This is a genomic window from Streptomyces sp. M2CJ-2 (assembly GCF_016757295.1).
In the GTDB taxonomy this organism is placed as follows: Bacteria; Actinomycetota; Actinomycetes; order Streptomycetales; family Streptomycetaceae; genus Streptomyces.
This window is the reverse complement of the sequence record NZ_JAESIF010000002.1, coordinates 286,742-311,197: the sequence shown is the minus strand read 5'-3', so window position 1 is coordinate 311,197 and position 24,456 is coordinate 286,742. Positions and strand designations below refer to the sequence as shown.

Genomic DNA, 24,456 nt, shown 5'->3' with positions numbered 1-24,456 from the left:
CGCCGCCGACGGAGTCTTCGGCCCGGCGACCAAGCGCGCCACAGTCGCCTTCCAGCGCAGCCACGGACTCACGGCCGACGGCATCATCGGCCCGAAGACCTGGAACAAGCTGATCTCGACCGTCCGCCAGAGCTCCAAGGGCTCCGCGGTGAAGGCCGCGCAGACCCAGCTCGCCGGTTACGGCCACCGTGTCGCCGCCGACGGAGTCTTCGGCCCGGCGACCAAGCGCGCCACAGTCGCCTTCCAGCGCAGCCACGGACTCACGGCCGACGGCATCATCGGCCCGAAGACCTGGAACAAGCTGATCTCCGGAAAGACCTCCGGTGCTCCCGCTGCTCCCGAACCCTCCACACCGCCCGCCGGCAACGGGAAGCTCACCAATCAGCAGGCTCTCTCCCAGCTCCGTGCCGCCGGCATCACGTGGAGCTCTTCGGGCAACTGCACCGAGCGCCGACGCGGTTGCACCTCCTTCGACGGTGTCCGGGCCCGCTCCATCCAGGGGGTCATCGCGCTGAAGAAGGCCAGCGGATGCCCGGTCGTCGTCACGGCCGGCACCGAGCCCGGCCACTCCTCCGGTACCTACTCCCACTACAACGGCTACAAGCTGGACCTGCGCATCCGGAACGAAGGTGCCTGCATCACCAAGTACATCCCGGCACACAACAAGGCAGCCGGGACCCGCGGTGACGGCGCCCGGCTCTGGAAGGGGCAGCTCGCCGGAGGCATCGACGTCACCTACGCCAAGGAAGGCGACCACTGGGACATCACCTTCAAGTGATCCCGGCTGATCCGCGGCCCGGCCCGTCCGGCTGGTCCGCAAGCCCGGTCCGGTCGGCCGTTCGCCGACCGGACCGGGCTCACTTCGCCCGCGGTCCGACCGGAATCCGCAGGTCGAAGACGGTTGATCCGTCGTCCCGGGGGGCAACTCGCCTCAGCAGGGCGCCTCGTGGACTGTCGCCTCTGCGGAGATCGTCAGGGGCCTCGTACCGGAACGGGTAACGCCCGATCCCCTGCACCACGACGCGGGACGCGTCCCCCGTAGACAACCCGAGCTTCCCAAGCTGAGGGCTCAGGCACCGTCAGCGCGTGCCGACCGTCGTGGCTTGCTCCGGTCGACGGCACTGGCAGCGTGGTGGAGGGCGGTGGGGTGCAGTGAGGCATACGCGCGCCTGGTCGGTTGGCACGCCCGCCGTCGTGGCTGGCTGTCGGCGGTTGAGGTTCGTGCCACAACCATGGCAGATGCGGGGTCAGCCACGGTCAACACCGGTGTCTCATGTTCGAGTACCTGCCCGCTTCCTCACTCGGTGAAGCCACAGCTCAGGAACGAAATCACCCGGCCTCGCCCCTGACGAGGCGGCGGGAAGCGGTGGGCTGTCTGTTGTCAGCCCGCGCTCGTCCACGCATCCGGGTGGGGCGCCAGCACCGCGGAGACGACCGCGCCGGACGAGGCCGCGACATCAGCCACGAAGCGCAGGCGTCCGATGCCGAGGCGTCGCAGCGCCGGACCGTGGTCGGCGGCGACGACGAGGGAGGCCGCGAGCAGAGGAAGTCGCCACAGGGCCATCACCGGGCGGCGCATTGCGCGGGGCAGTTCCGCCAGGGAGGCGTGCAGCCGCTCGCAATGGAACGGAACGTGGCGCTGCTCGTCGGACAGGATCCGCCCCGCCACATCCGAAGTGAGCGAGTCGTCGGTGCCATCGCGCAGGGCCCGGTAATAACGCAGTGCCACCACTTCCGCGATCATCAGCGTCAGCAGTTCCATGCGCAGGCCCAGGAGACGCCGCAGCCGCACGAAGACCGTGTCGCTCCAGTGGCCGGTCAACGTCGGCACCCCACCCGCAGCCAGCAGCCGGGCGAGGAGACGGGCGTGGTTCTGCTCCTCGGCGACGAAGAGCCGGACTGCCTGCGCGTAGTCGCCGTCGCCGGCCGCATCCGCTTTGCCGACGAGGTTGGCGCCATCACCGTCCTCGCCGACCTGGAAGCGCTGGATGCTGGCCCACACCGCCGGATGCAGCGTCGCGCTCTGCCCCCAGTCCGGGTCGCCCTGGGCGCGCCTGCGCTCGCGCTCGTCCTCGAACCGCCTTGTCCACTTGGCGAAGCCGCCCGTATGCACCCGGTCTCCCCTCTCCGGGGCACGGCCGCCGTGCCCCGGAGAGGGGAGACGTCGGCGGACACCAGACCGTTCCACTGCTGTCCGGCGCCGCGAATTTCACAAGTTCACACGCGGGCACCGTGCGAGAGACCTGCAGGTCGTCTCATGAACAGCCACTCTTCCCAAGCAGGTTGACATCACCAGCCGGCATCGACGTCGTCGGACAGTCAGGGATCCGGGCAGTCAGAGGTGGATCAGCAGCCCCCGAAGCCCGGGGAGGAGCATCCCGTGTGCTCCGCTGACCGAACTCCTGAAGCGGTGGTCATGTGTCGGGTGGGCCGGATCCGGGGCGGGGAGTTTCCAGGCGACGGACCAGTGCGCGCAGAGCACGGAGTTCGGCGTCCAGTGCCTGCGCGCCGTCGCGGGTGAGGGCGATCCAGGTTCGGGGGCGCCGACCGGCGTAGCCCTTCTCCACGGTGATCAGGTCCGATTCCTCCAGCACCTTCAGGTGTCGGGAGAGATTTCCATCGGTGACGGCCAGTTGCTTCTTCAGGAAGCCGAACTCGACTCGGTCGGCTTCTTTGGCGATGGTGAGGATGCCGAGTCGCACGCGCTGGTGGACGGTGTCGTCCAGCGACTGGGTCGGATGGAGTTCCTCCTGTTCATCCGACGTAGCGGTGGAGTCTCCGGCGCTCATGAGGCAACCGTACCCGCGTCGACGGCGCCGGACGTGACTCGATGACGGGCCACCGCCCACTCGGCCAGGCCGGCAAGCAGCAGGATGGCGGCGAGCAGGAGCGCCTTGGCCTGCGGCCCGTCGGTCCAGCCGGGGTGTGCGGGATGCTGCCAGGGGAGCCATCCGCTGCCCCAGGAGGCACCGAGGTAGCCGGTGAGCAGCAGGGCATGTGCGGCGCCGGCGGCTGCGGCGATCCAGCTGCGTTCGACCAGCCCGAGGGCGACGAGCCCGATACCGACCAGGTACCACGGGGAGGCGTAGCTGTTCTCCAGCACCGTCGCCTCCCACGGCTGGTTCCTGCCGAACAGCAGCGCCATCAGGGCGGTCGTGATCACTGCGGTGGCCATGACGGTCGTGCGGATCCACGCGCCGCGGCGGGGGACGACACCCCGGGCCTCGCCGCGCAGGCGGTACCAGCGGGCGAAGGCGAACCATGCCAGGGGGAGAAGCGCGAACCACACGCCCCAGGCCGCGAAGCGCAGGGCGGCGCCGTCGAACTCGCCCTCCAAACAGGGGGTCCCCGGTTCGTGGACGACGCACAAGCCGATCAACTCTGCGTAAGCGAAGGCCGGGTAGGACCCGACGTTGCGGCCGTGGGCCCCGAAGTTGAAGGCGTACCGGGCCACCGGAGCAGCCATCAGGGCAAGAAGACCGAAGCCGAGAAGGGAGACCCACGAGCCGTTCATCTGTGCGCGTGTCCTGGCCCGCAGACCTTCCGTGGCCGCCAACAGGTCGGCCACGTGTGCCCCCGGCCCGGACCCCCCGCTGCTCAGTGACGGTGTCCCCACGATGTCCCCCTTGTGGTCGCGCTCCGGCAGCGCCGAGAAGCGGACGGCCGACCGGCCGCCCACAGCTCTACTTTGCGTTGTAAAGTACATGGCGGTCAAGAGTGAAGGTCGGCCAGGTACGAGGCCGCCGGCAACGCCGGGCCGAAACACGCCTCGCACCATTGGCCGCAGCGCGGCGGCCGGCCGCCGGGCGTGGTGAAACAGCCCGAAAGGGCCCACATGTGTGGGCCCTTTTCGCGGTGACTGGTGCACAGCCTGCGGGAGCGCACCGCCCTCACCGAGGGCGCGCTGAACGCGATCCGCGGGATTCAGGAAGCCGCCGCCGTCCGACGTCGCTCACCGACCGGTGGCGTCAGGCGCCTTCCGCCTCGGTCGTCCCCTCGACGCCCGCGACCCGGGCGCGACGACGGCCCAGCAAGGCGCTGCCCACGATCACCAGGCCGATGGCGACGATCTTGGCGGCCCGGTGGTAGCCGGTTGCCGACTCCTCCGGAGTGCCGGGCAGCCGGAAGAAGACCCACGCTGCCGCGAGACCGCCGACGGCGATCAGTGCGACCGCTCCCCACGTCCCGATGCCCGCCCACCAGGGCCCCAGGTCGTGACCCCGCTCGTCGGTCTGCTCAACTTCCTTTCCGACCACGGCTGTTCCCCTTTTACCTGCGGTGACATTCACGGGGAAAGACGTGGGCCCGGTACGGGCGGTTGCCCGATCGAACGTTCCCCGCACAGATCCCCTGCTCCGTATCCGGCTTCACTGCTGCAGGACCGCCTTCATGACGCTGCGGGCGATGGGTGCTCCGAGACCGCCGCCGGAGATGTCCGCGCGCGAGATGTCCATGTCGGTCGGATCGATGAAGACGGCCACGGCGACCGAGGACCCGTCCTGCTTCTTGCCGTAGGAGACGAACCAGCCGTACGGCACCTGGTCGGCCACGTCGACACCGCGTTGCGCGGTACCGGTCTTGCCGCCGACCGTGATGCCGTCGATCCGGGCGCGGCGGGCGCTGCCCTCCTCGGCGGTGAATTCCATCATCTGTTGCACCTTCTGCGCGGTCTCGGCGGAGACCGCCTCGCTCATCACCGCGGGCTGGGTCTTCTCCAGGGTGCTGAGGTCCGGGCCGCGGACCTCGTCGACGACGTAGGGCTGCATCAGCTTTCCGTCGTTGGCCAGCGCGGCGGTGACCATGGCCATCTGCATCGGCGTGCTGGTGAGGCTGCCCTGTCCCATACCGGTGAGCGCGGTACCGGGCGCGTCGAGGTCCTCGGGGTAGAGGCTCTTGGTGGCGAGCAGGTCGCCGAAGTCGTCGGAGTAGACGTCCTCGTTGAAGCCGAACTTCTCGGCCGTCTCCCGCATCTTGTCCTGCCCCAGTTCGGCCGCGGCGTCCAGGAAGACGTTGTTGCACGAGTACTGCATCGCGGTCTTCATCGACGCATTGCTGCAGACCGCGTCGCCGGCCTCACTGCCGATCCTGTTGCTGGACTGCGGCAGGGGGTACGGCGAAACGGCGTCCGTACGGGCGTCGATGTCGGTGACGATCCCGTGTTCCAGAGCGGCGGCCGCAGTGAGGATCTTGAAGGTGGAACCCGGCGGATAGGTCTCCCGCAGCGCGCGGTTGGCCAGCGGCTTGCGCTTGTCCTTGTCGAGCGCCACGAACCGGTCGGACTCCTTGAACGTGCCGCCCGCGAACTGCGACGGATCATAGGAGGGCGCCGAGACCAGGGCCAGCACCTTGCCCGTCCGGGGATCCAGCGCGACCACGGCCCCCCTCGCGCCCTTCAGGTCGGTCAGCCCGTCGTAAGCGGCCTTCTGCGCCTTCGGGTCGATGGTGGTGACCACCGAGCCGGGCCGCTGGCCCTCGCCACTGATGAGATCGGCGAACTGCTGGAAGGCCAGGCGGTCGTCCTTTCCGGTCAGGATGCCGTCGTACGTCCTCTCCAGCAACGTCATGCCCTGCGCCTGGGACGCGTATCCCGTCACCGGCGCGTACATCGGCCCGTCGACGTAGGTGCGCTTGTACTTGAGGTCGGTGCCCTGCACCTCGGTGGAGCCGGTGACGGCCCGGCCCCCGACGACGATGTCACCGCGCGGGGTGGCGAACTGCTCGATCTGCACCCGCCGGTTCTTCGGGTCGGTGGCAAGTTCCGGGGCCCGCACGTACTGCAGCCAGTTCGCGCGGAGCAGCAGGGCGAGCACCAGCAGCCCGCAGAAGATCGCCACGGCCCTCAGAGGCTTGTTCACCGGCGTCCTCCGTCGAGGCTCGGCCGGATGGATATGGGGATGCGTCGTCGCAGCATGCACACACCTTAGGCACACCTGCGAGGGGCCGATGAGCAGTGGTCAAGCCCTGAGGATCGTCGAAGTCATCGCCCGAGGCTCCGGTGCCATCGGCTCTCGCCTCCGTGCCGTTCGTCGGTGGATGTGAGCCCGGCGGCGGTGGCGACGGATGCCCGATGGTCGGGGTGGATGGGGGCGATGCCGGTGCGCACCGGCTGCCGGCTGAGCCAGGCGACGAGTCCTCGGGCTGCCTCGCCGGCGATGCCCCTTTCCTGCCACGGGACCCCACCACCCGGGCGAGCTCGGCGATGGCGCCGTGGCCTGAGGGGCCGACCGTCGCCTGGACGGTGCCACACCGGGCAGCCACGGAGTCCGGGCAGGCGAACGGCCCCCGACCGACTTCCCAGGTCAGGGGCCGTTTCCGCTGTTCTCAGCGCGGAGGCGGTGGGATTTGAACCCACGGTGACATCGCTGCCACGACGGTTTTCAAGACCAGCCTGATTCGCGCGGCCAGAGGGGCTTTGACCTGCACTTTAGGGAGGTTCATCCGCTCTGACTGCCTCCTCTTGGCCAGAGGATGGCCACGGGGGGCTGGGTGAGTTCCGCGCAAGCTGCCAGCTACGACCGGGCGGCCAGCCATCACAAAAGACGACGAGATCAGCGCCGTGGACCGCCTCTGGGGCGCCGCTCAACACCCTGGGCCGTCGCTCCTTGATCGAGTCGACCCGGCCAAAAGCCTCGCAGACGCCGACTTCTCTGCGCTCGCCGGTTGGCTCCGGGCCACGCGCCGAGATGAGCACCGCTTTAGGAGTTCGGTCGGCTCCCAGGGGGCAGAAGTCTGCCGTGCGCACCGGTGGTGCACGTGGCTGCCGGTTGTCACTGCCGTCCGTAGTCGTTGATGTCAACATTAGATGTCAGTGGAACGGCGTTGGGAACGAGCGGATCTCCAGTGGCGCTGTGGACCGATCTACCCAGCTTTACCAGACATGACCTGTGTACACGTCGACAAGAGCGGCAGGCGGGCCTGCCGTCGTCCTCGCGCGTGCACAGCACGAAGCCGCCAGAGCCAACGGGCTAGCTGCACTCGGGGCAGACCGGGCCTTCGGTGCCCAACACCGGGCACCCTACTGGAGAGTCAAGGCGGCTGCGGCCGAGACCACTGGTCGCGCACTCCTCGGGTTAAGAGGTCATCCACGACAGTGGCAAACCGAACTCTTCTTCATAATGGTGAAGACTTTGGTCTTGCGATGCAAGAAGTTCGTCGAGCCTATCGGTGATCAGTGCTTGCAGCGGAGGATACTCAACGTGCTGAAGGCACCTTTCCATGAAGGAGATCCACTCTGACAAATCCCGTCCGTCTTCACTATTTGCGTTCACCCCCAAAGCGATTCTGATGGAAGTTGCAGTCTGCTGGTCTCGACAGGACAAAATTGCATCGTACAGGATGCTCCAATCCTCGTGAGTCCTAGGTGCGCGCACCGCAAACAAACAGAGGCCAGCATTCCTTTCCATCGGCACCTTTGATTTCGCGAGCGCGCGATGCATGCGCGCGAATCCTTTCACGCGGATACGCGTACCAGATCCTCCGCTAATGGATGAGTGGTAAGAATGCATGTAGCTGTTGTCTTTGATCATAACTAGAGCGCCTTCCCGGACTTCCGGATCAGCGACAGAGAACACAATCTCTAGCAGTTCCTTGTAGAGCGCAGAACTATGGGGCCCCGGAATTCGAATGATGTTAGAGCGGCGCATTTCGTCGCTGCGCCCAACTGCAGCGCAGGCCGCACGCAAAACGGAATCAGGGATATCTCCAAATTCCAAGCACGAGCGTACGGCGATGGGAATTACTTCCACGTTACCTGCCGCGTAGGGTGAGTCCAAGAGAGTAGTGAGCATACCCAATTTCAGGGCATCCAATTCCGTCCTACCCATCCAGTGAGGAATATCCGTGTACAGTCTGATGGCGAGATCACGCAACACGAAGGGTGATGAATGGCTGTCGAGAAGATGCCGGATAGCTTGTTCGAAAACAGTGCTATCTACTGCGTACCTGTCAGCCCTATTTCTAAGCGCAAGGCTCCAAGCATAGTCTGTGAGGGCAGGATGGAGTTCTTTGGGGGTGTCGAGAATCATTTGATCTGGCGACGCATCCCCTTGAAGGTTTTGGATGAAATTGTCCGAAGACTGAGGGCGTTCTACTGCCGGCGTGTCTAGCAGCCGCTTGACGAGTACGTTGCAAAGCCGACGCCACCGAACGGCTCCAGTTTTCCCACCCCAAGTAACTAGAGCGCGCTCGGCGACTTCCCAGTCGCCGCCCTTCTCGATTGCTGCATAGATTAGGTCGATGGCCGGAGACACCTCAAACGAGACGCCGCCAAAGATAGACGCAAAAGAGCAGAACTCCCTTGGTAGGGAACGGAAGAATTCCACAGCTGCATTTGCCGAAGCAGGCGTCACGTCGCCCACGAGCATGTGGAGTAGCCAGAGAACAGCAGTGGCGAGTTCCCTATCGAAGGGAGAGTTTTCTGACCCCAGAAGTGTAATGTTTCCGACCATGACATAGTCTGGCACGAAGATCTGGTCTTCTGAAAATGTCGTACCTGCGGTGCCTGTGGACCGGAGAAGCGAGTTAATCTGCAGCAGGGCTGTCGAGTGAAGAATCACTGAAGCGCAGCCCGACGGCCATGGGCGCTGAATGGCTTCGATCAAGAAATCGCGTTCTTCGGTTCTCACCCACGAGAAAGACCCGCGCTTAGCGGCTTCCAGTAGTGCTTGCGATATGAAGTCTTCAGTTACGCCAGCGTACTTCAAGTCATCGCAAGCTCGCCATATTGTGTGCAGCCTAAGACGAGACAGTACACGACCTACGACCTCGGGACCCAGATCAAACGCAATTCTTTGTACTGTTTCGGTGACTTGCTCAGCGCTGGCCCGAAGATCGAAGTATAGGCTAAGCGCTTCTTCAGTATGATCTGTGCTCTCTGCCATTCTCTCAATACCGAGAATGACATGCCGGTTCCTCGTGTCCAGGCGGTGGAGAGTGCGCAGCAATGGTCCCAAATAGGCCGAGTTCAGAAGAGTAATCTTTTTCTCGAGGAGCGGTATTGCCAGATCCTTCTGATCTTCAACTGGGAGGCGCACGAGCAAATCCTGAATTTGCTGCCGCCGACCTTCGGAGACATGCCGTTCGAAAACTTCGACGCCGAGCTCAAGAAGAGCGTTCTGCCTCCTTCTGTTCGGACCAAAAGCCCGATCAGCTGCAAGTTCCAGAGCCAAGGTGCCGCCACGGTGAACAAAGACGTCTGGGACGTCGCGGTCAATGTCACGGCAAACTTCAATAATATTGGCAGCCTCTCCGGCGTAGTTCCTCCCCACACGACCGACGAAGAACAAAGCCACGTTCCTCCAGTGAGGAAGACGCGCGATAGCCTCAAACCTGTTGTAGCGTTGCGCAGTATCCGAAGAAGTATCCGCCAGATGGCAGGCGGCAAAGAATTCTTGAATTGATCGGAGTTCGAAGCCAAATACATCGGCCTCAGGTTCAACAATCAGAACCAAGCGTTCGCCAGCCTCGGTGGTGATCGCTTTTAGTTCCGCGTTACGCTTGCTCTGTGGGGAGAATGGGTCATGCCATGTCAGGAACTGGAGTACGTGCTTTTCGTAGTCCGGCCTTGGGAGCACTGAAGCCATGGCTTCTGCGCGAGTCGTCTTCTCATGCAGTATGTACCCAACGTACTTGTGGAGTCCGAGAAGTAGCTCTTTCTCGGACTGAATGATATTCCTTCCTTTCGCCATTTCTCGCCGATACATGATGTCCAAGTACTCGTTGAAAAGTGCTTCGCGCTGTCGCGGTGGCGTCCCTCCCGATGAGATGATAAGTAGCAAAATCGTAACCTGCAGAGGTGTATTTGTGAGAAGCCGAATCTGCTCGTCCTGAAGACACTCGTCCATTGTTTGCCTTACGCGGCTGGACTTAGATTCATCTAGAGACTTAGCCTTGGCCCAACGAGAAACGTAGGACTTGACTTGTACAGGCTCTAGCTTAGCCAGACGCATATGCAGGAAAACTGCCGGGTCAAATTCTTTTGTGTAACCTGTGGGTCGGGTGCTCGCGAGAATTTGAAGGTTTGCATCTAGTGTGTCGCAACGATCAACAAATTCACCGACGCGGCTAAGCAGAATTTTACGCAAGTCCGGATCCGTCACCTCATCCAGGCCGTCCAAAATGAGAAGGGCAGGATTGGTTCTCAGGATCTGATGCAAATCGTCAGGAGTTACACGCCGAGAGGTAACGGTCGAGATTTGCGAGGATACAAATTCGTCGATCGTCCCTGCGTTGAGCTGGCCTCGGTCTTTTTTCTCGGCAAGCCATTGGCCGAAATCTTTAAGGATAATTCTAAAAGGGATGCGCGGTGTGAGTGGCAGGTACGTCTCGTCGATCTCTTGTCCGCGGTGCAAGGCCACATCTGTTACGTGACCAAGAAGCATGGAGCGATGGACTTGGGCCACGTACTGGCCTACTGTCGATTTTCCTTCACCGGGCCCTCCTACGATGACTAGTCGATTAACCCCTTCTGATAGCAGTAGGCTTCCAAGGCGCGCTCCCAATGTTCCGGTGGATCTTTGAGAAGACTGGTATCTCCTAAGCGTATTCCGTACCTGATGATTCCTACTAAGGTGCGCAGCGCCCCGCTCATCGTCGACCTCTGCGTACAGATCAAAGAAGACATCTTGCAGTCGCACAGGATTTTCTGAAACGTCGCCAGCCTGATCAAGTTGTGCGTGCATCTCTCGGGTATAGCTCGTCCGTAGATACGTCTTGATTGTTGTGGCTAGTTCATCAAGTCGAGCCCGGCGTTCGTCTAGCAGCTGTGCGATGAGGTCACCGGTGACTAGCAAGTGCAAGTAAGGCTGCCTCGCGGAGGGGAAAGCGTCAAGAAACCTACAAACCTCGTCCGCTCCCCAGAAAGCGAAATTTTTTAGCTTCTTGTACTTGGTTTTAACGAGCCTCTGTGCCGTATCAATTGTCCCCGATTCGGCTACCGCGGAAATAGGAACGTTCGTGATCATGATGAAATTGTCACAAGGGTGCTTATACTTATTGAAGATCTTGTCGAGCTCTTTATCAACTTCGGAGAGTACGGAAGTTCTGGCCTTCTCTGGGGTGGTTAGAGAAAGGTCGTGGAATTTTACTTGAAATATCCAATCTCCCTTCCAGGGGCTATTGGGAGAAGGATAGGTCGAGGAGGTGCCAGTGAAGGTCGCTTCTCGGGCGCCATCTCGACCTGCGCCGAACGTGACGGAGCCTAGGCCAATCACCTTCTTGATAAGCGCCTGTGAGAGCCTTTCGAACTCCGATGCACCGAGTGCGTTGAGGTTGTACTGCGGCACAGTGACGTTCCCTCTTCCTTAGGTTGGGCGCCTTGGTAGATGGACTGCCCAGCCTAGAAGAAGAGGTGATGGCGTGTCATATGAATGGTTCGACTGGCGGCTCGCTCGTCTGTCGGCCGCCTGTCAGGCACTCGCGGGTCGGGTGCTAGATGGGGCTTCAGGAGTATGAGGGATGGCGTGGTGATCCGAGTGATTCTCCGACCGCCTCAGGCCACGACGTACCCCTTCCACGGGAAGTGGCTGGTCGCTGCGCGCGGCGCGGGCGCCGGCTGGGCTGGAGCGGGGCGGAGACATGAGCGCAGGCCCGGCCGGGGGCCGGGCCGCGTGCGGGGAGCGGAGCGAGCCGCCTTGAATGGAGTAGAGAAAGTTGTACCGCGCTGAGGGCACGACATCTCCGGGCGTAGTGCGGCCCGGTAGCACAGGCCGTGGGGCGCCGCCTCCGACTGTGGTTGTACGCCACTGTTAGCGTAGACGTTGGCGTACTCCCATAGACCACGTTCCCGCTGGTCACCACTGGCAGTACGCCACAGTCGCATCGTCCCCGGACTTGTAGCGTGGCCACCGGCGGCCGGTTGGGTCCGTTGCCTCAGTCTTGCGCACGGTCTCGATCAGCCCACGGGGGCCATCCGTCCGGAGAGTGGTGAAGACCTCTTCCCAGGTGGCCATCCCGTACTCGGTAACCAGCCTCGACACGCCGTCGGACATCACGGCGACGGAATGTACCTCCTGAAGTTGGGTCGAACCCGTCAGACCATGCCGCGCTGCCTCTGGATCGGCGCCGGCCACCCAGTAGCCGTCTGGTGTGTTCCGCACCTCCCGCTGAGCGAGCACGAGCCTCTGTAGGGCTTCTCGGTGCCCTTGCGTATGGGTTTCGTGGCTCTCCACTTCCGCCCGCAGGTCTGGCAGGACATCGTCCACACGCAGGTCAGTGACCACGGTGTGGCCTTCGGAACCCTCGAACACCACAGGTGAATCAGCAAGAACGAGGTGGTCAAGCACTTCGTGCCGTTGCCGCAGTACCGCGACTGTGGCGGAAGGCGTCCCAGGATTGGCAAGGTCGCACTCCGGGTGCAACGCGGCAACGCGTTCGAGTGCGATCGCCAACCCATCCGGCAACGACACGTTCGGTTCTGCCAGAGCGGCCATGAGATGCCCTCCCAGGTGGGCCACGAACCAGGGCACGCCGTGGTTGCAGCCTGTAGGTAGCCCGGCTGTGCTTAGCCCATCTAGCACGACGGCTAGATCCGGCGAACCGGCCACCCAGTCCTCATTGGGGTTGGCGCCCCCCGGCTGTGAGTCGAAGCAAACGCGCATGATCAGCTTTCGTGTCGGTACAGCGGGGTGACCCTGCGGCTCTCCAGGACCTCAAAGGTCTCAGGGTTGTAGCGGCACGAGATCAGCGTGGAGAAGCGCTTCGTTCGGACCTCTCGGTACAGCTCAGCCAGGTTGTGTTTCAAGTAGTGGACCACTCCGTTCGCGCCGATGGCGTGGATACCTGCGATGTAGAGGAAGGTTCCACGCCCATTGAGTCGAGGGAGCCGGCCGAGGTAGCCGAAGTCACCCGCAGACCCGTCCTCGTCCATCGGAGACCGGTACTGCTTCCCCGCTTTCTGGTCGACCAGGTGCCAGGCATGGTCCTTCTCAAACCGTAGGTTTTCGTCTCCTTCCAGCACCTGGGCGACGATGGGCGACAGGCGCGGACCACAGACGACCACGTGGTTGTCGCGGTTCAGGTTGACGATGCCGGAAGGCGGGATCACCTCGTACTGGGCATCGAGCTTCATGCCGTTCAGCAGCTTGCGCAGGTGCTCGAAGTTGTCGAGGTCTTCCCTGGCAACGACTTCGCCAGGGTTCTGCTCTGGCGTCTTTCCGCCCTCGTACTTGCCGCCGAGGGAGACGGTCACAAGGTCGGTACCGAAGAACGCTCGCTCCGGCGGCGGACCAGCAGACGCAAGCTGACCGACACGCCCGCGACTCACCCCGAGACGCGAAGCAATCTCCGCTTGGGTCATGCCGGACGCCTGCGCCTCTTCGATGGCTTCGCGGCGGATGCGGGACAGCTCCAGCACCCACCCCTGATAGGTCGCCATCAGGTCGATTGCTGCCTTTGCTCGGTCGACCGGCTCTCCGATGCCAGCGACCCGCTTCATGTCGTCGTGCACGACTCTCCAATCGTCGCCTAGGGGGGCTATCGCACTGTACCGCGAGAGGGGGTTGCGCGCAGCTTCCGGGTTGCCTACGGTACCTAACAAGCAAGACGGCAAGCCCCCCTAAGCAGCATCGGGGGCCTCGTCCTTGCGGTCTTTGACCTGCACTAACGCGCAACAACGGGGGTCGCGTCCACGGGCGCGGCCTCAAGGGGCCCGGGACAGAGCGGGCCGAGGGCGGACCCGACCCTTGTCATTCGGGACGGCTTTAGACCGAAAGGTCACGTCTCCATGTGCCTGAAACGGGAGCTCGCGTTCCCGAAGGAGACACCCGTACGACCACGACCTACCGCAGTGCTTCCTGCGCTGCGGCCGGTTGCCTCCGCTGCTCGTCTCGTACGAGCGGCGTTGAGGGGAGCCGGAGACCGACTCCAACGGCGAGCGGCTCCCGGGGTGCATCCCGGGAGCCGCGTTCGGGCCGTTCCACCTGTGAGAGGAACACGACCCAATGAGTCACATCGTCACTGTTCAGGACGCTGTTACCGCGTTCGCCGACTTCATGGAGCCGACGAACGCCGAGCTGGACGCGATCGAGCGGGAGATGCCCGTCATCCTGGCCGACGTCAAGCTGCTGGACGCGCACATCGTCACCCTGGACCGCACGCCGACCGAGCTGGACGCCCGCCGCATCCGCCGGGCCCGCCGCCGGGCGCTGGCCGCCCGGGTCGCGCTGGTCAACCGCACCGCCGGCGCGAGCCTGCCCGGGGGTTCGGCGTGAAGACGCTGACCGCGCAGCTGGCGAGCGACGGCGGGGCGTGGCGGCTGTACGTCGTGCTGTACGGCGAGCCGGACTGGCCCACCTTCCGCTGGGAGCGCACCGGCCCGGTGCCCACCGGGGCGGAGCGCCGGTGCGTGCTGGCCGCCCTCGGCTACCAGGTGGCGCCGGGGGCGGCGTGGTCCTGGACGGAGGACAGCCGGGACCCCGACGGCGACTCCACCCCGGTCCTGCTGATCGCGGCCGTCACGGTGCGCGGCCGGGACGGGGGCGCCGCATGAGTGCCAAGACCGTACTGCCGGCCGTCGCGATGACGGCCGTGTCCATGGTCCTCACCCTCGCCGTGGTCGTGATGTGGCTGGGCACCGCGATGCCGTGGCCCGTCGCCCTGGTCGTCGGTCTCGGCATCGACGGGGGATGGCTGGCCACCCTCGCCTATGAACGCCGGCTCGCCGCGCAGGGTGACCACAACCGCACGGTGACCGCCGTCGGCTGGGGCTTCGGACTGGTCGCCACCGCCGTCCTGGTCGCGCACGCGCTGACCGCGGAGCACTCCGCCGGGGCGTGGCTGGCCGTGGCGTGGCTGCCCATCGCGGCCAAGGCGCTGTGGCTGGCGCACGGCCTGTGGGAGCGGACCGCGCTCACCCCGGTGGCGCTGGATGCGATCCGCGGGATTCAGCAGGAGGCCCGCGACGAGGCGGCCGTGGCCCGCGCCCGACTGCGCGCCGAGGCAGCCACCGAGGAGACCCGGCTGACGGCCGTGACGCAGGCCGGGGCGCGCGTCGCCCGCGTCCAGGCCACCACCGCCGACACCCTCGCAAAGGCGTGGTCGACGCTGGAGACGGCCCGCGCCGGCGAGGAGACCGGCAGGGCGCTGACCAGCGTGACGAACCGCGTCACACCCGGTGTCACACCCCGCTGGGAACTGCCCGTGTGGGGGCCGTCGGAGCCGCTCGCGGCCCGCTCGCTGGAGGCCGTACCCGCCCTCACCGATGAGGCGCTGGACGTCATCGTCGACGAGATCCGCACCAGCGAAACCCCGGCCCTGTCCTACCGGGAGATGGCCGCCCGCTTCCGCGCGGCCGGCCACTCCGCCTCCGAGGTCCGGCTGCGCGCCGCGTGGAAGCGCGTCGCCTGATGGGGGCGCTGCCGGCGTACCGGTGGCAGCTCGCCCCGGACGGCTACGCCACCCGCCGCCAACTCCGCGCCCGCGGCTTGCGGCCCGGTGGTCAGGACGTGGCCGCGCAGCTCGAACGCCCCCGCCGTCGGCGCGGGCCCGCTGGTCGCCTACCTCTACCGCGTCGACCTGGCCGTGCCGGTGAGGCCGATGACGCCGGCCCGCAGGGCGGCGCTCGCCGCCGCGAACGCCGCCCGCCGCACGTGTCCCGCCTGCCGGCGCGATGCGGGCTACGTCATCCCCGCCGCGCTGGGCACGTGCGTGCCCTGCGCCGACCTCGACCCGCATGGGTCCGATGGGAGCGCCCATGAGCAGTGCTGATCTGCGTCGTCTGGACCGTGAGATCCGGCAGACGGCCAAGAAGCTGGAGGCTGTGCGGCGGGGCGAGTTGTGGCCGCTGAACGGCCGCGAGCGCCGCGCCATGGCCCGCGCCGTCGCCGGCGGCGCCTATCGCACCCTGCGGGGCCGCAGCACTGGCCGCGCCGAGCAGCGGATCGAGTCCACCGGCAGCGCCGCCGAGATGCGGCTGACCGCGGAACTGTCCGCCCTGCACGGCGAGCGGCAGCGGCTCATCACCGAGGCCGCCCGGACCAAGGCCGCCAAGAAGTCGTCCGGCTGGTGGTGACCAGCCAACCCCCGCACGCCGGGGTGGCCGCTCTTTCCACGGACCCGGCCACCCCGGCTCTCCCTTACTCACGCCCCTGTCGGGGCAGTCAGGAGCTCTCCCAGCATGTCGGAGAACGTCGTTCACCTCCACAAGCCCACCGACCCGCCGGCCGACCCGGCGACCGTGACCACCCTCACCGTGGTGCCCGACGCGCCGCCCGCCCGGCCGGTGCCGCTGTGGGTGCGCTCCGGCCGCGCGGTGAAGACCGCCGTCACGCACGAGGGCACGAAGACTGCCATGCGGACGGTGGCCCGGCACAGCCTCTACACCCTCAACGGCGGCCGGATCGTGGCCCGCCGCACCTGGGACGGCCGCACCGGCGCCCGCTACGAGCGGATGATCCGGGCGGCGGAAGCCGCGGGAAACCTGGAAGCGGCCGAAGAGTGGGAGGAGCGGCTGCAGCGCTTCCGCGCCGCCCGCCACCACCGCCGCATGGACCTCCTCCACTTGCCCGTGGAGGCCGCCAAGGGCGTGGCCGTCGGCGCCGGCATGAGCATCGGTGTCCTGGTCGCCCTCGGCATCGTCATGGCCCTCAACACCGGTCACGCCGGCGACGTCATCACGCCGCTGTCGGCGACCATCGACTTCCTCGCGCTGCTGATCCGGATCGTGCAGGTGGTGTGGGGCCCGGCGCTCACGATCGGCCCGTTCCTGGCGCTGCTGGCCCTGTGGTCGGTCGGCCGCAAGCAGCACGCCGCCCCCGCCTGGGCACTCCCGGCGAATGTCCGGTCGGGAGAGGGGGAGCCGATCACGCCGTCCATCGTGGTCAAGGCCCTCCGGGACCTCGGGGTGCCCGCCCTGCGCAACGCCATCAAGGAGATGGGCGACGCCGGCGCGTCCATGCTGGGCCCGATCCGCATCGCCGGATGCGGCGTGGAGGTCGACGTGACGCTGCCCTCGGGGGTGTCGACGATCGAGGTGCAGAACCGACGCCGGAAGCTGGCGGAGAACCTGACCCGGCACGAGCACGAGGTGTTCATCACCCTCCCCCAGGCGGCCCGCACGGTGCGGCTGTGGGTGGCCGACTCCGGCGCCCTGGACGAGCCGATCGGCCCGTCCCCGCTGGCCGTCGACGAGTCGCTGGCCGCCGACTACGCCAAGGGCCGCGCCCCGTGGGGTCAGGACCTGCGCGGCGACGGCGCGAGCCTGAGCCTGTACCAGCGCCACCTCCTGATCACGGGTCTGTCCAACCAGGGCAAGACGGCCGCGCTGCGCGCGCTCGCCCTGTGGCTCGCCCTCGACCGCACCGTGGAATTCCGGGTGGCCGACCTGAAGGGCGCCGGCGACTGGGCCATGTACGACGGGCTCGCCACCGTGCTGATCCAGGGGCCGACCGACGGCCACGTGATCGAGGCGACCGAGATGCTCGAGGGCGGCGTCTCGGAGATGGAACGCCGCCTGACCGCGCCGCCCGGCACGGCGTTTCCGCCGTTGATCCTGCTGGTCGACGAGGCGCAGGTGGCGTTCATGTGCCCCGTCAAGGACGAGGACTCCCGCCCCTACGGCGGCTCCAAGGCCACCAGCCGCTACTTCATGGCCGCGCGGAAGATTCACAACCAGGGCCGGGCGGTCAACGTGCTGCTGTGGCAGGGCACCCAGGACCCCACCGACCAGAACCTGCCCAAGCTGGTGCGCGAGGGCGCCCACACCCGCGCCTCCCTCGCCCTGGGCACCGAGTCGCAGGCCCGCATGGCGCTGGGGGACAAGGCGGTCGACGGTGGTGCGGCGCCGAACCTGCTGCGCCCGGGGCTGGACAAGGGCACCGTGGTGGTCGCCTCGGACGGGATCGAGATCCCGGCCGGCCAGGCGTCCCTCACGGTGCGCACGCACTACATCGACACCGGCACCGCGACCGAGATCGCCGAGCGGGCCAAGCGGCTGCGGGACGGGGTGACCACGCTGCACGTGATCGAGCGGGGCGAGGAGCGTGACCCGCTCGCCGACATCGCCGCCGTCCTCGGCACCGCCTCCCGGGTGCTGACCGCCGACGTCCTCAAGCGGCTGTCCGCGCTCAACGAGGACGCCTACGGGCGGTGGACGCCCGGCGACCTCAAGCGCGTGCTGGAGGACGCCGGCGCCGAGCCGTACAAGTCCGACGGGCGCATGGTCGTCGGCCGCGACCGCGTCGCCCGCGCCCTCGCCCACCGCGACACGGACGGTTCCGCTTCCGCCGACGGATGACAGGGAGCCGACCTCCACACGGTCAGGGAGGCAGGGAGAACTCCCTGACCGCCTCCCTGACCCGCCTCCCCGGCCCTGAACAGCACAAATGATCGTTCAGGGAGGCAGGGAGGCCCGCAGGCCAGACCCCCGAACACCCCTCCACACGGCACCCCCAAGGGGGTGTCTCCGCCTCCCTGACCCATGTCCGGAAGGGATTCCGCATGTACCCCGACCACACCCCGCACGCACCCACAGAACGGGCCATAGAGGTGCATCGGCCGACCCCGCTCCCGCCCGCCGTCCCCGTGTCGGCGCCGGTCCTGCCGGTGCAGCCGGGCACCGTGCCGGCGGTGGCGAGCATCGTCCTGCCCGACGGCCGGATCGTCACCGGCTACGCCATCGAACCGGCGCAGCCCGCACCAGTCGCGGCCAAGCCGGCCGTCTCGCGGACGGCCGTGAACGCCGCCCTCGGGGGCATCGGGTTCCTCGCGGTGTGCGGCGGGCTGCTCCTGCTCACCTCGTTCATCGCCGCCCTGACCGCGTTCATCACCCAGCTCATCATCCTGGCCGCGGTCGTCTTCGGCGGCTGGATCGCCGTCCAGGTGCTGGGTGCGAGCGGCCACCGGGGCGGCACCACGGTGAACATCCGCAAGGCCACGTTCAAGCGCAGCCACTTCCACGGCTAGGGCGTGCCGCTGCCCTGTCGATTAGCGCCCGGGCGCTGGCTCACCATCATCACGATGATGCCGCTCAGCAGAAGCCCGCTGCCCGTCAAGGTCACCAACGACCGGATGCCGGGATTGCTGATCATCAGCCCGAAGAGCACCTGACAGCACAGGCCGAAGGCAACTCCCAACTGACCCCAGCCGTAGAGGCGAACGCGGTGAACCCGAGGCCGGTTCACCGGGAGCACCCAGCCCCGGGTAACCGCCGCTACGCCCGAGGCGGCGATGAGCGACGCCACCAGAACAGCCAGAACAGCCAGAACAAAAGGTATGTCGAGATAGAGCTCCATGGTCCCTCCCTGCGCGCCGGACCCCCGCCGGACGCCGCCGTGATCATGACACCCACCGCATCCCGCGTCCACGCGCTTCCCTGCCCGCGACGCTCCTGTTCGGCCGGACAGTCCCAGCTACGTCAAGGGCGGCCCCCGTCTCGCCAAAGTCCGGGGCCGCCCTTGCCAACCAGTCCGCTACAGACCTGTTGGAGGTCTCCCAGCATGACCCAACCCACCACCATCCGGCGAGTGCCCGGCCCACGGCCGCGGCTGCCCGAACCCCTGCGGACCGCGCTGGCGCTGGCCGCCACTGGTGTGCCGGTGCTGCCGCTGCGCGCGGGGAAGGCGCCGTTCGGCAACTGCCCGGCCTGTGCTGGCAACGTGTGCGGCGGCCGGCCGAACATGAAGAGCGCGGGCCCGTGCCGCTGCCCCGGCGTCTGCCACGCCTGGGCCGCCGCCACCACCGACCCCGCCGTCCTCACCTCCCCAGCCTGGAAGGCCGCATGGCGCCGCGCCGTCTCTGTCGCCTACCACCCCGGCGCCGCCGGGCTGACCGTGGTCGACCTCGACGACACGGCGGCCGTCGCCTGGGCCCGCGAGGCCCTGCCCGCCACGCGGACCGTGGAGACGACCCGCGGTGAGCACTGGATCTACCGGGGCGCCATGACGTCCCGCAACGCGGTGCGTCCCGGCGTCGACATCAAGTCGACCATGGCCTACGCCCGCTACCTCGGGCCCGGCACCGGCACCCTGACCGCCCTGCCGGACGCCGTCCGCGCGCTGGCCGTCAAGGGACCCTCTCCGGCCCGCCCGGCGCCGCAGGCCCTCGCCGTGCCCGCACGGGCTGGGAACGGGGAGTGCCGCCACCGCACGCCCGCCTACCTGGAGCGGGGCATCGCCATGGCCGAACAGCGCATCACCGCCGCCCGCAGCGCGGTCCACGCGACCGTGTACCGGACGTTCCTCGCGGTGCTGTCCACGCATGGCCGGTGCGGCTGCCTCACCGATGCCCACGTCACGCGACTGTTCACCGCCGCGCAGACCAAGGGCGAGAGCGCCCGGCACTGCACGGACGCGTGGACCAACGCCCGCACGAAGCTGGGGATGTGACCGTGTCCGACGACGAGAAGACCCCCGCCCGCGAGGTCATCACCGACTACGCGCAAGCCCACTTCCGCTACTTCCGCACCGCCGACGGCACCGTCTACGCGCAGAAGAACGGCCACCCCGTGGCCCGTCCGATCCGCTCCCAGGGCACCACCGGCAGCCACCGCCAGGAACTCATGGTCGGGCTCTTCCAGGACGGATACGGCGTGTTCAACGGCACCGCTCTCAAGGAGGCATTGGACTTGATCGAAGCCCTCGCGCTGAGCCAAGGCGTGCAGCCCGTGCACATCCGCGTCGCCCCCGGATTCGACGGAGCGACCTGGCTGGACCTCGGCCGCGACGACGGACAGTCGGTCCGCATCCACCCCACCGGCTGGGACATCCTCACCCCCGACCCGCGTGAGGTGTGCTGGAAGCGCACCCAGCTCACCGGCGAACTCCCCCTCCCCGTCAAGGACACCGACGGCAAGGGCATCGACCAGTTGATGCGGCTGTGCAACTTCGCCACCGCGGAAACCGAGTGCCTGGCCCTCGCCTGGCTCATCGGCTGCCTCGAACCCTCCGTCCCCGTCCCCGCGCCGTTCCTCACCGGCCCGCAGGGCGCAGGCAAGTCCACCGGTGGCCGCATGCTGGTGCGGATCATCGAGGGCATGAGCGGCGACCTGCGCCGCGCGCCGAAGGACGAGGAGAACCTGATCGCGGCCGTGGCCGCGGGCTGGGTCACCGCCCTGGACAACCTCTCCCACCTCGCCCCGGACCTGTCCGACGCGATGTGCTGCATCGTCACCGGAGCCGAGACCGTCAAGCGCGCCCTGTTCACCGACGGCGACGTCGTCCGCGCCCGCTACCGCCGGCCCCTGCTCCTCACCGGAATCGACGTCGGCGTCATCCGCCCCGACCTCGCCGAACGGCTCCTGCCGCTGCGCCTGGAGCGGCCCCGCGTCCGGCGTACCGAGGCGGAGCTGTGGGCGGATTTCGAAGAAGCCCTCCCGGTCATCCTCGGCTCGCTCCTGGACCTCACCGTGAAGGTGCGCGCGGCGGGCGCGGACATCCCCACGGACCTGCGCATGGCGGACTTCGCCCACCTGTGCGCGCAGCTCGACACCGCCACCGGCATCGGCTCGCTCGCCGCCTACCGGGCCAGCCTCGACGACCTCAACGATGACGTCATCGAAGGCGACCTCTTGGCGCAGACCGTCCTCAAGCACGCCGCCGGTCTGGAAGCGGGGACAGAGCAGCGGATGACTTCCACCGAGTGGCTGCAATGCCTCACTGGCCTCTACAGCGGCGAGGACTGCCGCTCGCTCCCCAAGGGTTGGCCGACCACCGGCAAGGTGCTCTCCGACCGACTGAAGCGTCTACAGCCCACCCTGGCCGCTAGGGGCGTCCTCATCGACTGGGGCCGCACCAAATCCGCCCGCTACATCGAAATGACCCGCTCCTCCTCCACTCCCCCGGCACCCCACGAGCAGCAACCGGCGTTCTGACCCCCACGCCGGCCATTCCGCGCTGGCACAAGCAAGAGGAGCACCCCCGCCCGGCGTGCTCCTCTTGCTGTTCAGCGGCGTCAGCCGCTCCGTACGGACGCGCCGCAGAGCGGCTCCCCTCTTCCACACCCCACACCGCAGCACACCAAAGAACCACCTCTCTCTTTTCCGTAGAGAGAGAACCTGCGTCACCTACGTCACCCCACGCAGTGACAGCTCACTTGACCTGCCTCGACAGCGGTGACGCAGGACGGCGGGCATGCGTCATCCCGCGTCACCCGCGTCATCGGGTGACACGGGTGCGCGTCACCCGATGACACCCCCCACAGCTCCGCGTCATCCCGAACGCGCAGGCCAGGAAACCGAATGACGCGCGTGACGCGGTGACGCAGGAATCCCCGCCTCGGACAGAAGCACCCGCAGACCCGAGTAGAGCTCGGTCCATGAGGAGTCATTGATGGCAAGCCACAAGATGCTGAAGCTCTCCGAAGTCCTCGCCGAACTCGGCATGAGCCGCGCCGCTTTCTACCGCATGCGCGCACGGGGAACGGCTCCGAAGCTCATCAAGCTGCCCAACGGTCAGCTCCGTTGCCGTCGCAGCGACCTGGACTCGTGGTGGGCCGCGCACGAGATGTGCGCCTGAACCGCAACGCCCCGAGGGGACCCCGCCGCCCGGCGGGGTCCCCTCTTCGTCAAGGAGAAAAATGCACAGCTACGACGTGCGCGTCTGGAACATCCGTAAGCGTCCGAGCAAGGCCGCGCCGTTCCAACTGCGTTGGCAGGTGGCCGGCAAGGAGTACCAGGAGAAGTTCGCGACCAAGACGCTCGCCGACGCACGCCGCGCGGAGCTGCTCACCGCGACACGCAAGGGCGAGCCGTTCGACACCGAAAGCGGGCTTCCCGTCTCCGAGGTGCGCGAGCGCAACCGGACGAACTGGTACGTCCATGCTCGTGCACACGTCACCCGGAAATGGCCCACCGCGGCAGCCAAGCACCGAGCGAGCATCGCGGAGAGCCTGGCCATCGCCACGATGGCGTTGTGCCCCACCGGGAAGGGCCGGCCGTCGGACGACGTCCTGCGTCGCGCGCTCTACCAGTGGGGGTTCAACGCGGGACGCCACGACCAGGAACCACCGGCGGAAGAGGCCAAGGCCCTGACGTGGGTGGAGCGCAACGCCCCGGCCGTGGTCGACCTGGACAACGCCGCACGGATGCGCACGGTGCTGGAGCACCTGGCCAAGCGGCAGGACGGCAAGCCCGCCGCCGCCAACACGTTCCGGCGCCGCCGCGCGGTGCTGAGCAACTGCCTGCGCCTGGCCGTCGAACACGAGCTGCTGCCCGGCAACCCTCTGCACCGCGTCCACTGGGAGACGCCCAAGGCAGTGGAAGAGCTGGACGTGCGAAGCGTCGCCACGCCGGCGCAGGCACGGTCCCTGCTGGACGCCGTCCGCGCGCAGGGGCCCCGCGGGGCCCACCTCGTCGCCTTCTTCGCATGCATCTACTACGCGGCGCTGCGGCCCGAGGAGGTGTCCATGCTCAGCACCGACCAGTGCGACCTCCCCATGGAGGGCTGGGGACGGCTCATGCTCGCCGGCGCCCGGCCACAGGTGGGATCGGCCTGGACGGACGACGGCAAGCCGTACGAGGAACGACAGCTGAAGCACCGGGCCCGCCGCGCGGTCCGCCCGGTGCCCATCCCGCCCGTACTGGTCGGCATCCTGCGGGACCACCTCGAAGCCCCCGGGACAACGGCCGACGGGCGGCTGTTCAGCGCCGTGCGCGGCGGCCCGGTCCGGTCCCAGGAGTACGGCGCCGTCTGGAAGGAGGCCCGCCGGAAGGCGCTCACGCCCGCGCAGGTCGCCTCTCCGCTGGCCGCCATCCCGTACGACCTGCGGCACGCATGCGTGTCCTTCTGGCTCCGCTCCGGGGTGAGCCTGGCCGAGACAGCCCGACGGGCGGGACAGAGTGTCGCCGTGCTGCAGCGCTACTACGCCAAAGTCCTGGACGGCGAGGAAGCCAGGATGAACGCCTTGATTGAGCAGGGGCTGGCGGAGCACGAGAGCGGGTCCGAAGGGACCTCAGATGCGCTCGACGTATGCAGCCCGCCACGCAGGTGAGGGGTCCGCGCCGAGCTCTGTCCAATACTCACGGCCGCTGGTGATCAGGTCGTTGTGAACGGTCCAGAAGGACGCCACCCGATGGACGCCCATCGTGTCGTGAGGGACCTCGACCTCGGAGACGACTTCATTTCCGGACGGCACGATGCGGAGGACCTTGATCGACCATCCTTCCGGATACTCCGCATTGATGCGCACGTAGTTCTCGCGACCGAGGATGCGTTCACCGCTGACCGGCCACTCGACGACTACATCGTGTGCCAGCAGCTCGCCGACACCTGCCCAATCTCGATCCTGCATGCGGTCCCAGAGCATCTGAACGGTCTTGGAAGGTTCCATGACCACATCCTGCACCGCATCACCGCCGGTGACTCCGCTCTTGCATAGGCACAGTCACCGGACTCCGAGGAGGTCCGGCCCGCAGTGGTCAGCCGGCCCTGTCGGATAAGCAAATCCTGGCCGCAGGTTGGCCGCACGCACTGGTCAGAAGCGGGATCCCGGCGGATCAGGGTGAGACAAGGTGCACGCAGAAGGGGT

At 67.0% G+C, this 24,456-nt stretch carries 21 protein-coding genes and 3 pseudogenes; 13 read left to right on the top strand and 11 right to left on the bottom strand.

All coding sequences use genetic code 11. The features are described 5' to 3' along the window. Positions 1-148 precede the first annotated feature (148 nt). Positions 149-778, top strand: a complete 630-nt coding sequence (locus tag JL475_RS41140; RefSeq protein ID WP_307824964.1) for a peptidoglycan-binding domain-containing protein — start codon at positions 149-151, stop codon at positions 776-778. A gap of 603 nt (positions 779-1,381) precedes the next feature. Here JL475_RS41140 and JL475_RS03825 read toward each other — a convergent pair. From JL475_RS03825 to JL475_RS39750, 6 genes and pseudogenes are all read right to left on the bottom strand, one after another. Next, entirely contained in the window at positions 1,382-2,113 is a 732-nt protein-coding gene (locus JL475_RS03825) for a ferritin-like domain-containing protein (RefSeq protein WP_202275213.1), read from the bottom strand. A gap of 301 nt (positions 2,114-2,414) precedes the next feature. Continuing rightward, on the bottom strand, positions 2,415-2,789 hold the full coding sequence (locus tag JL475_RS03820) for a transcriptional regulator (RefSeq protein ID WP_202275211.1): 375 nt from the start codon (positions 2,787-2,789) through the stop codon (positions 2,415-2,417). Further along, positions 2,786-3,679: a hypothetical protein gene (locus tag JL475_RS03815; protein WP_307824963.1), complete on the bottom strand. Its 894-nt coding sequence runs from the start codon at positions 3,677-3,679 to the stop codon at positions 2,786-2,788. Before JL475_RS03815 ends, JL475_RS03820 begins: the two co-directional genes overlap by 4 nt. 289 nt (positions 3,680-3,968) lie before the next feature. Next, entirely contained in the window at positions 3,969-4,256 is a 288-nt protein-coding gene (locus JL475_RS03810) for a hypothetical protein (RefSeq protein WP_202275209.1), read from the bottom strand. Between the two features lie 111 nt (positions 4,257-4,367). Further along, positions 4,368-5,855, bottom strand: a complete 1,488-nt coding sequence (locus tag JL475_RS03805; protein WP_202275207.1) for a penicillin-binding protein 2 — start codon at positions 5,853-5,855, stop codon at positions 4,368-4,370. Positions 5,856-5,977: 122 nt separating this feature from the next. Continuing rightward, positions 5,978-6,243 (bottom strand): annotated as a pseudogene (locus JL475_RS39750) (GNAT family N-acetyltransferase); the annotation flags it as partial. Between the two features lie 274 nt (positions 6,244-6,517). Between JL475_RS39750 and JL475_RS39745 the strand changes: the two are divergent. Then, positions 6,518-6,790: pseudogene (locus JL475_RS39745) on the top strand (hypothetical protein); the annotation flags it as partial. A gap of 280 nt (positions 6,791-7,070) precedes the next feature. Here the strand turns inward: JL475_RS39745 and JL475_RS03800 are convergent. The 3 genes from JL475_RS03800 to JL475_RS03790 form a co-directional block, all read right to left on the bottom strand. Further along, positions 7,071-11,282 carry an NACHT domain-containing NTPase gene (locus tag JL475_RS03800; RefSeq protein WP_202275205.1) on the bottom strand — a complete coding sequence of 1,404 codons (4,212 nt, stop codon included), beginning with the start codon at positions 11,280-11,282 and terminating at the stop codon, positions 7,071-7,073. 507 nt (positions 11,283-11,789) lie between these two features. Further along, positions 11,790-12,428: a hypothetical protein gene (locus tag JL475_RS03795; protein ID WP_368860223.1), complete on the bottom strand. Its 639-nt coding sequence runs from the start codon at positions 12,426-12,428 to the stop codon at positions 11,790-11,792. 170 nt (positions 12,429-12,598) lie between these two features. Next, complete coding sequence (locus tag JL475_RS03790; RefSeq protein ID WP_202275202.1) at positions 12,599-13,444, bottom strand: sigma factor-like helix-turn-helix DNA-binding protein; 846 nt, start codon at positions 13,442-13,444, stop codon at positions 12,599-12,601. Positions 13,445-13,937: 493 nt separating this feature from the next. Here JL475_RS03790 and JL475_RS03785 point away from each other — a divergent pair, with 493 nt between their 5' ends. The 7 genes and pseudogenes from JL475_RS03785 to JL475_RS03755 all read left to right on the top strand — a co-directional run bounded on the left by JL475_RS03785 (position 13,938) and on the right by JL475_RS03755 (position 18,897). Next, positions 13,938-14,207 carry a DUF6284 family protein gene (locus tag JL475_RS03785; protein ID WP_202275201.1) on the top strand — a complete coding sequence of 90 codons (270 nt, stop codon included), beginning with the start codon at positions 13,938-13,940 and terminating at the stop codon, positions 14,205-14,207. Then, the gene (locus JL475_RS03780; protein WP_202275200.1) at positions 14,204-14,485 is read left to right on the top strand and encodes a DUF6303 family protein; all 282 of its coding nucleotides are present in this window, start codon (positions 14,204-14,206) and stop codon (positions 14,483-14,485) included. Before JL475_RS03785 ends, JL475_RS03780 begins: the two co-directional genes overlap by 4 nt. Continuing rightward, positions 14,482-15,342, top strand: a complete 861-nt coding sequence (locus JL475_RS03775) for a protein spdB (protein ID WP_202275199.1) — start codon at positions 14,482-14,484, stop codon at positions 15,340-15,342. The genes JL475_RS03780 and JL475_RS03775 overlap by 4 nt, the downstream gene beginning before the upstream one ends. Then, a pseudogene (locus JL475_RS03770) lies at positions 15,342-15,702 on the top strand (RRQRL motif-containing zinc-binding protein). Before JL475_RS03775 ends, JL475_RS03770 begins: the two are co-directional and overlap by 1 nt. After that, a complete protein-coding gene (locus JL475_RS03765; protein ID WP_202275198.1) occupies positions 15,689-16,006 on the top strand; it encodes a hypothetical protein in 318 nt (105 codons plus the stop codon). Before JL475_RS03770 ends, JL475_RS03765 begins: the two are co-directional and overlap by 14 nt. A 105-nt stretch (positions 16,007-16,111) precedes the next feature. Then, positions 16,112-18,229, top strand: a complete 2,118-nt coding sequence (locus JL475_RS03760; protein ID WP_202275197.1) for an ATP-binding protein — start codon at positions 16,112-16,114, stop codon at positions 18,227-18,229. A gap of 203 nt (positions 18,230-18,432) precedes the next feature. After that, positions 18,433-18,897, top strand: a complete 465-nt coding sequence (locus JL475_RS03755) for a hypothetical protein (RefSeq protein ID WP_202275196.1) — start codon at positions 18,433-18,435, stop codon at positions 18,895-18,897. Here JL475_RS03755 and JL475_RS03750 read toward each other — a convergent pair. Then, positions 18,894-19,226 carry a hypothetical protein gene (locus JL475_RS03750; RefSeq protein WP_202275195.1) on the bottom strand — a complete coding sequence of 111 codons (333 nt, stop codon included), beginning with the start codon at positions 19,224-19,226 and terminating at the stop codon, positions 18,894-18,896. The genes JL475_RS03755 and JL475_RS03750 overlap by 4 nt on opposite strands. Before the next feature lie 204 nt (positions 19,227-19,430). Between JL475_RS03750 and JL475_RS03745 the strand changes: the two genes are divergently transcribed. The 4 genes from JL475_RS03745 to JL475_RS03730 all read left to right on the top strand — a co-directional run bounded on the left by JL475_RS03745 (position 19,431) and on the right by JL475_RS03730 (position 23,919). After that, positions 19,431-20,318, top strand: a complete 888-nt coding sequence (locus tag JL475_RS03745; protein WP_202275194.1) for a bifunctional DNA primase/polymerase — start codon at positions 19,431-19,433, stop codon at positions 20,316-20,318. 2 nt (positions 20,319-20,320) lie between these two features. Beyond that, positions 20,321-21,802 carry an ATP-binding protein gene (locus JL475_RS03740; RefSeq protein WP_202275193.1) on the top strand — a complete coding sequence of 494 codons (1,482 nt, stop codon included), beginning with the start codon at positions 20,321-20,323 and terminating at the stop codon, positions 21,800-21,802. Between the two features lie 457 nt (positions 21,803-22,259). Then, entirely contained in the window at positions 22,260-22,445 is a 186-nt protein-coding gene (locus JL475_RS03735) for an AlpA family transcriptional regulator (RefSeq protein ID WP_202275192.1), read from the top strand. 61 nt (positions 22,446-22,506) lie between these two features. Beyond that, positions 22,507-23,919, top strand: coding sequence for a site-specific integrase (locus JL475_RS03730; RefSeq protein ID WP_202275190.1), 1,413 nt, complete (start codon positions 22,507-22,509; stop codon positions 23,917-23,919). Here the strand turns inward: JL475_RS03730 and JL475_RS03725 are convergent. After that, positions 23,881-24,258, bottom strand: a complete 378-nt coding sequence (locus JL475_RS03725; RefSeq protein ID WP_202275188.1) for a nuclear transport factor 2 family protein — start codon at positions 24,256-24,258, stop codon at positions 23,881-23,883. The two genes, JL475_RS03730 and JL475_RS03725, sit on opposite strands and share 39 nt — an antisense overlap. Between the last annotated feature and the right edge of the window lie 198 nt (positions 24,259-24,456).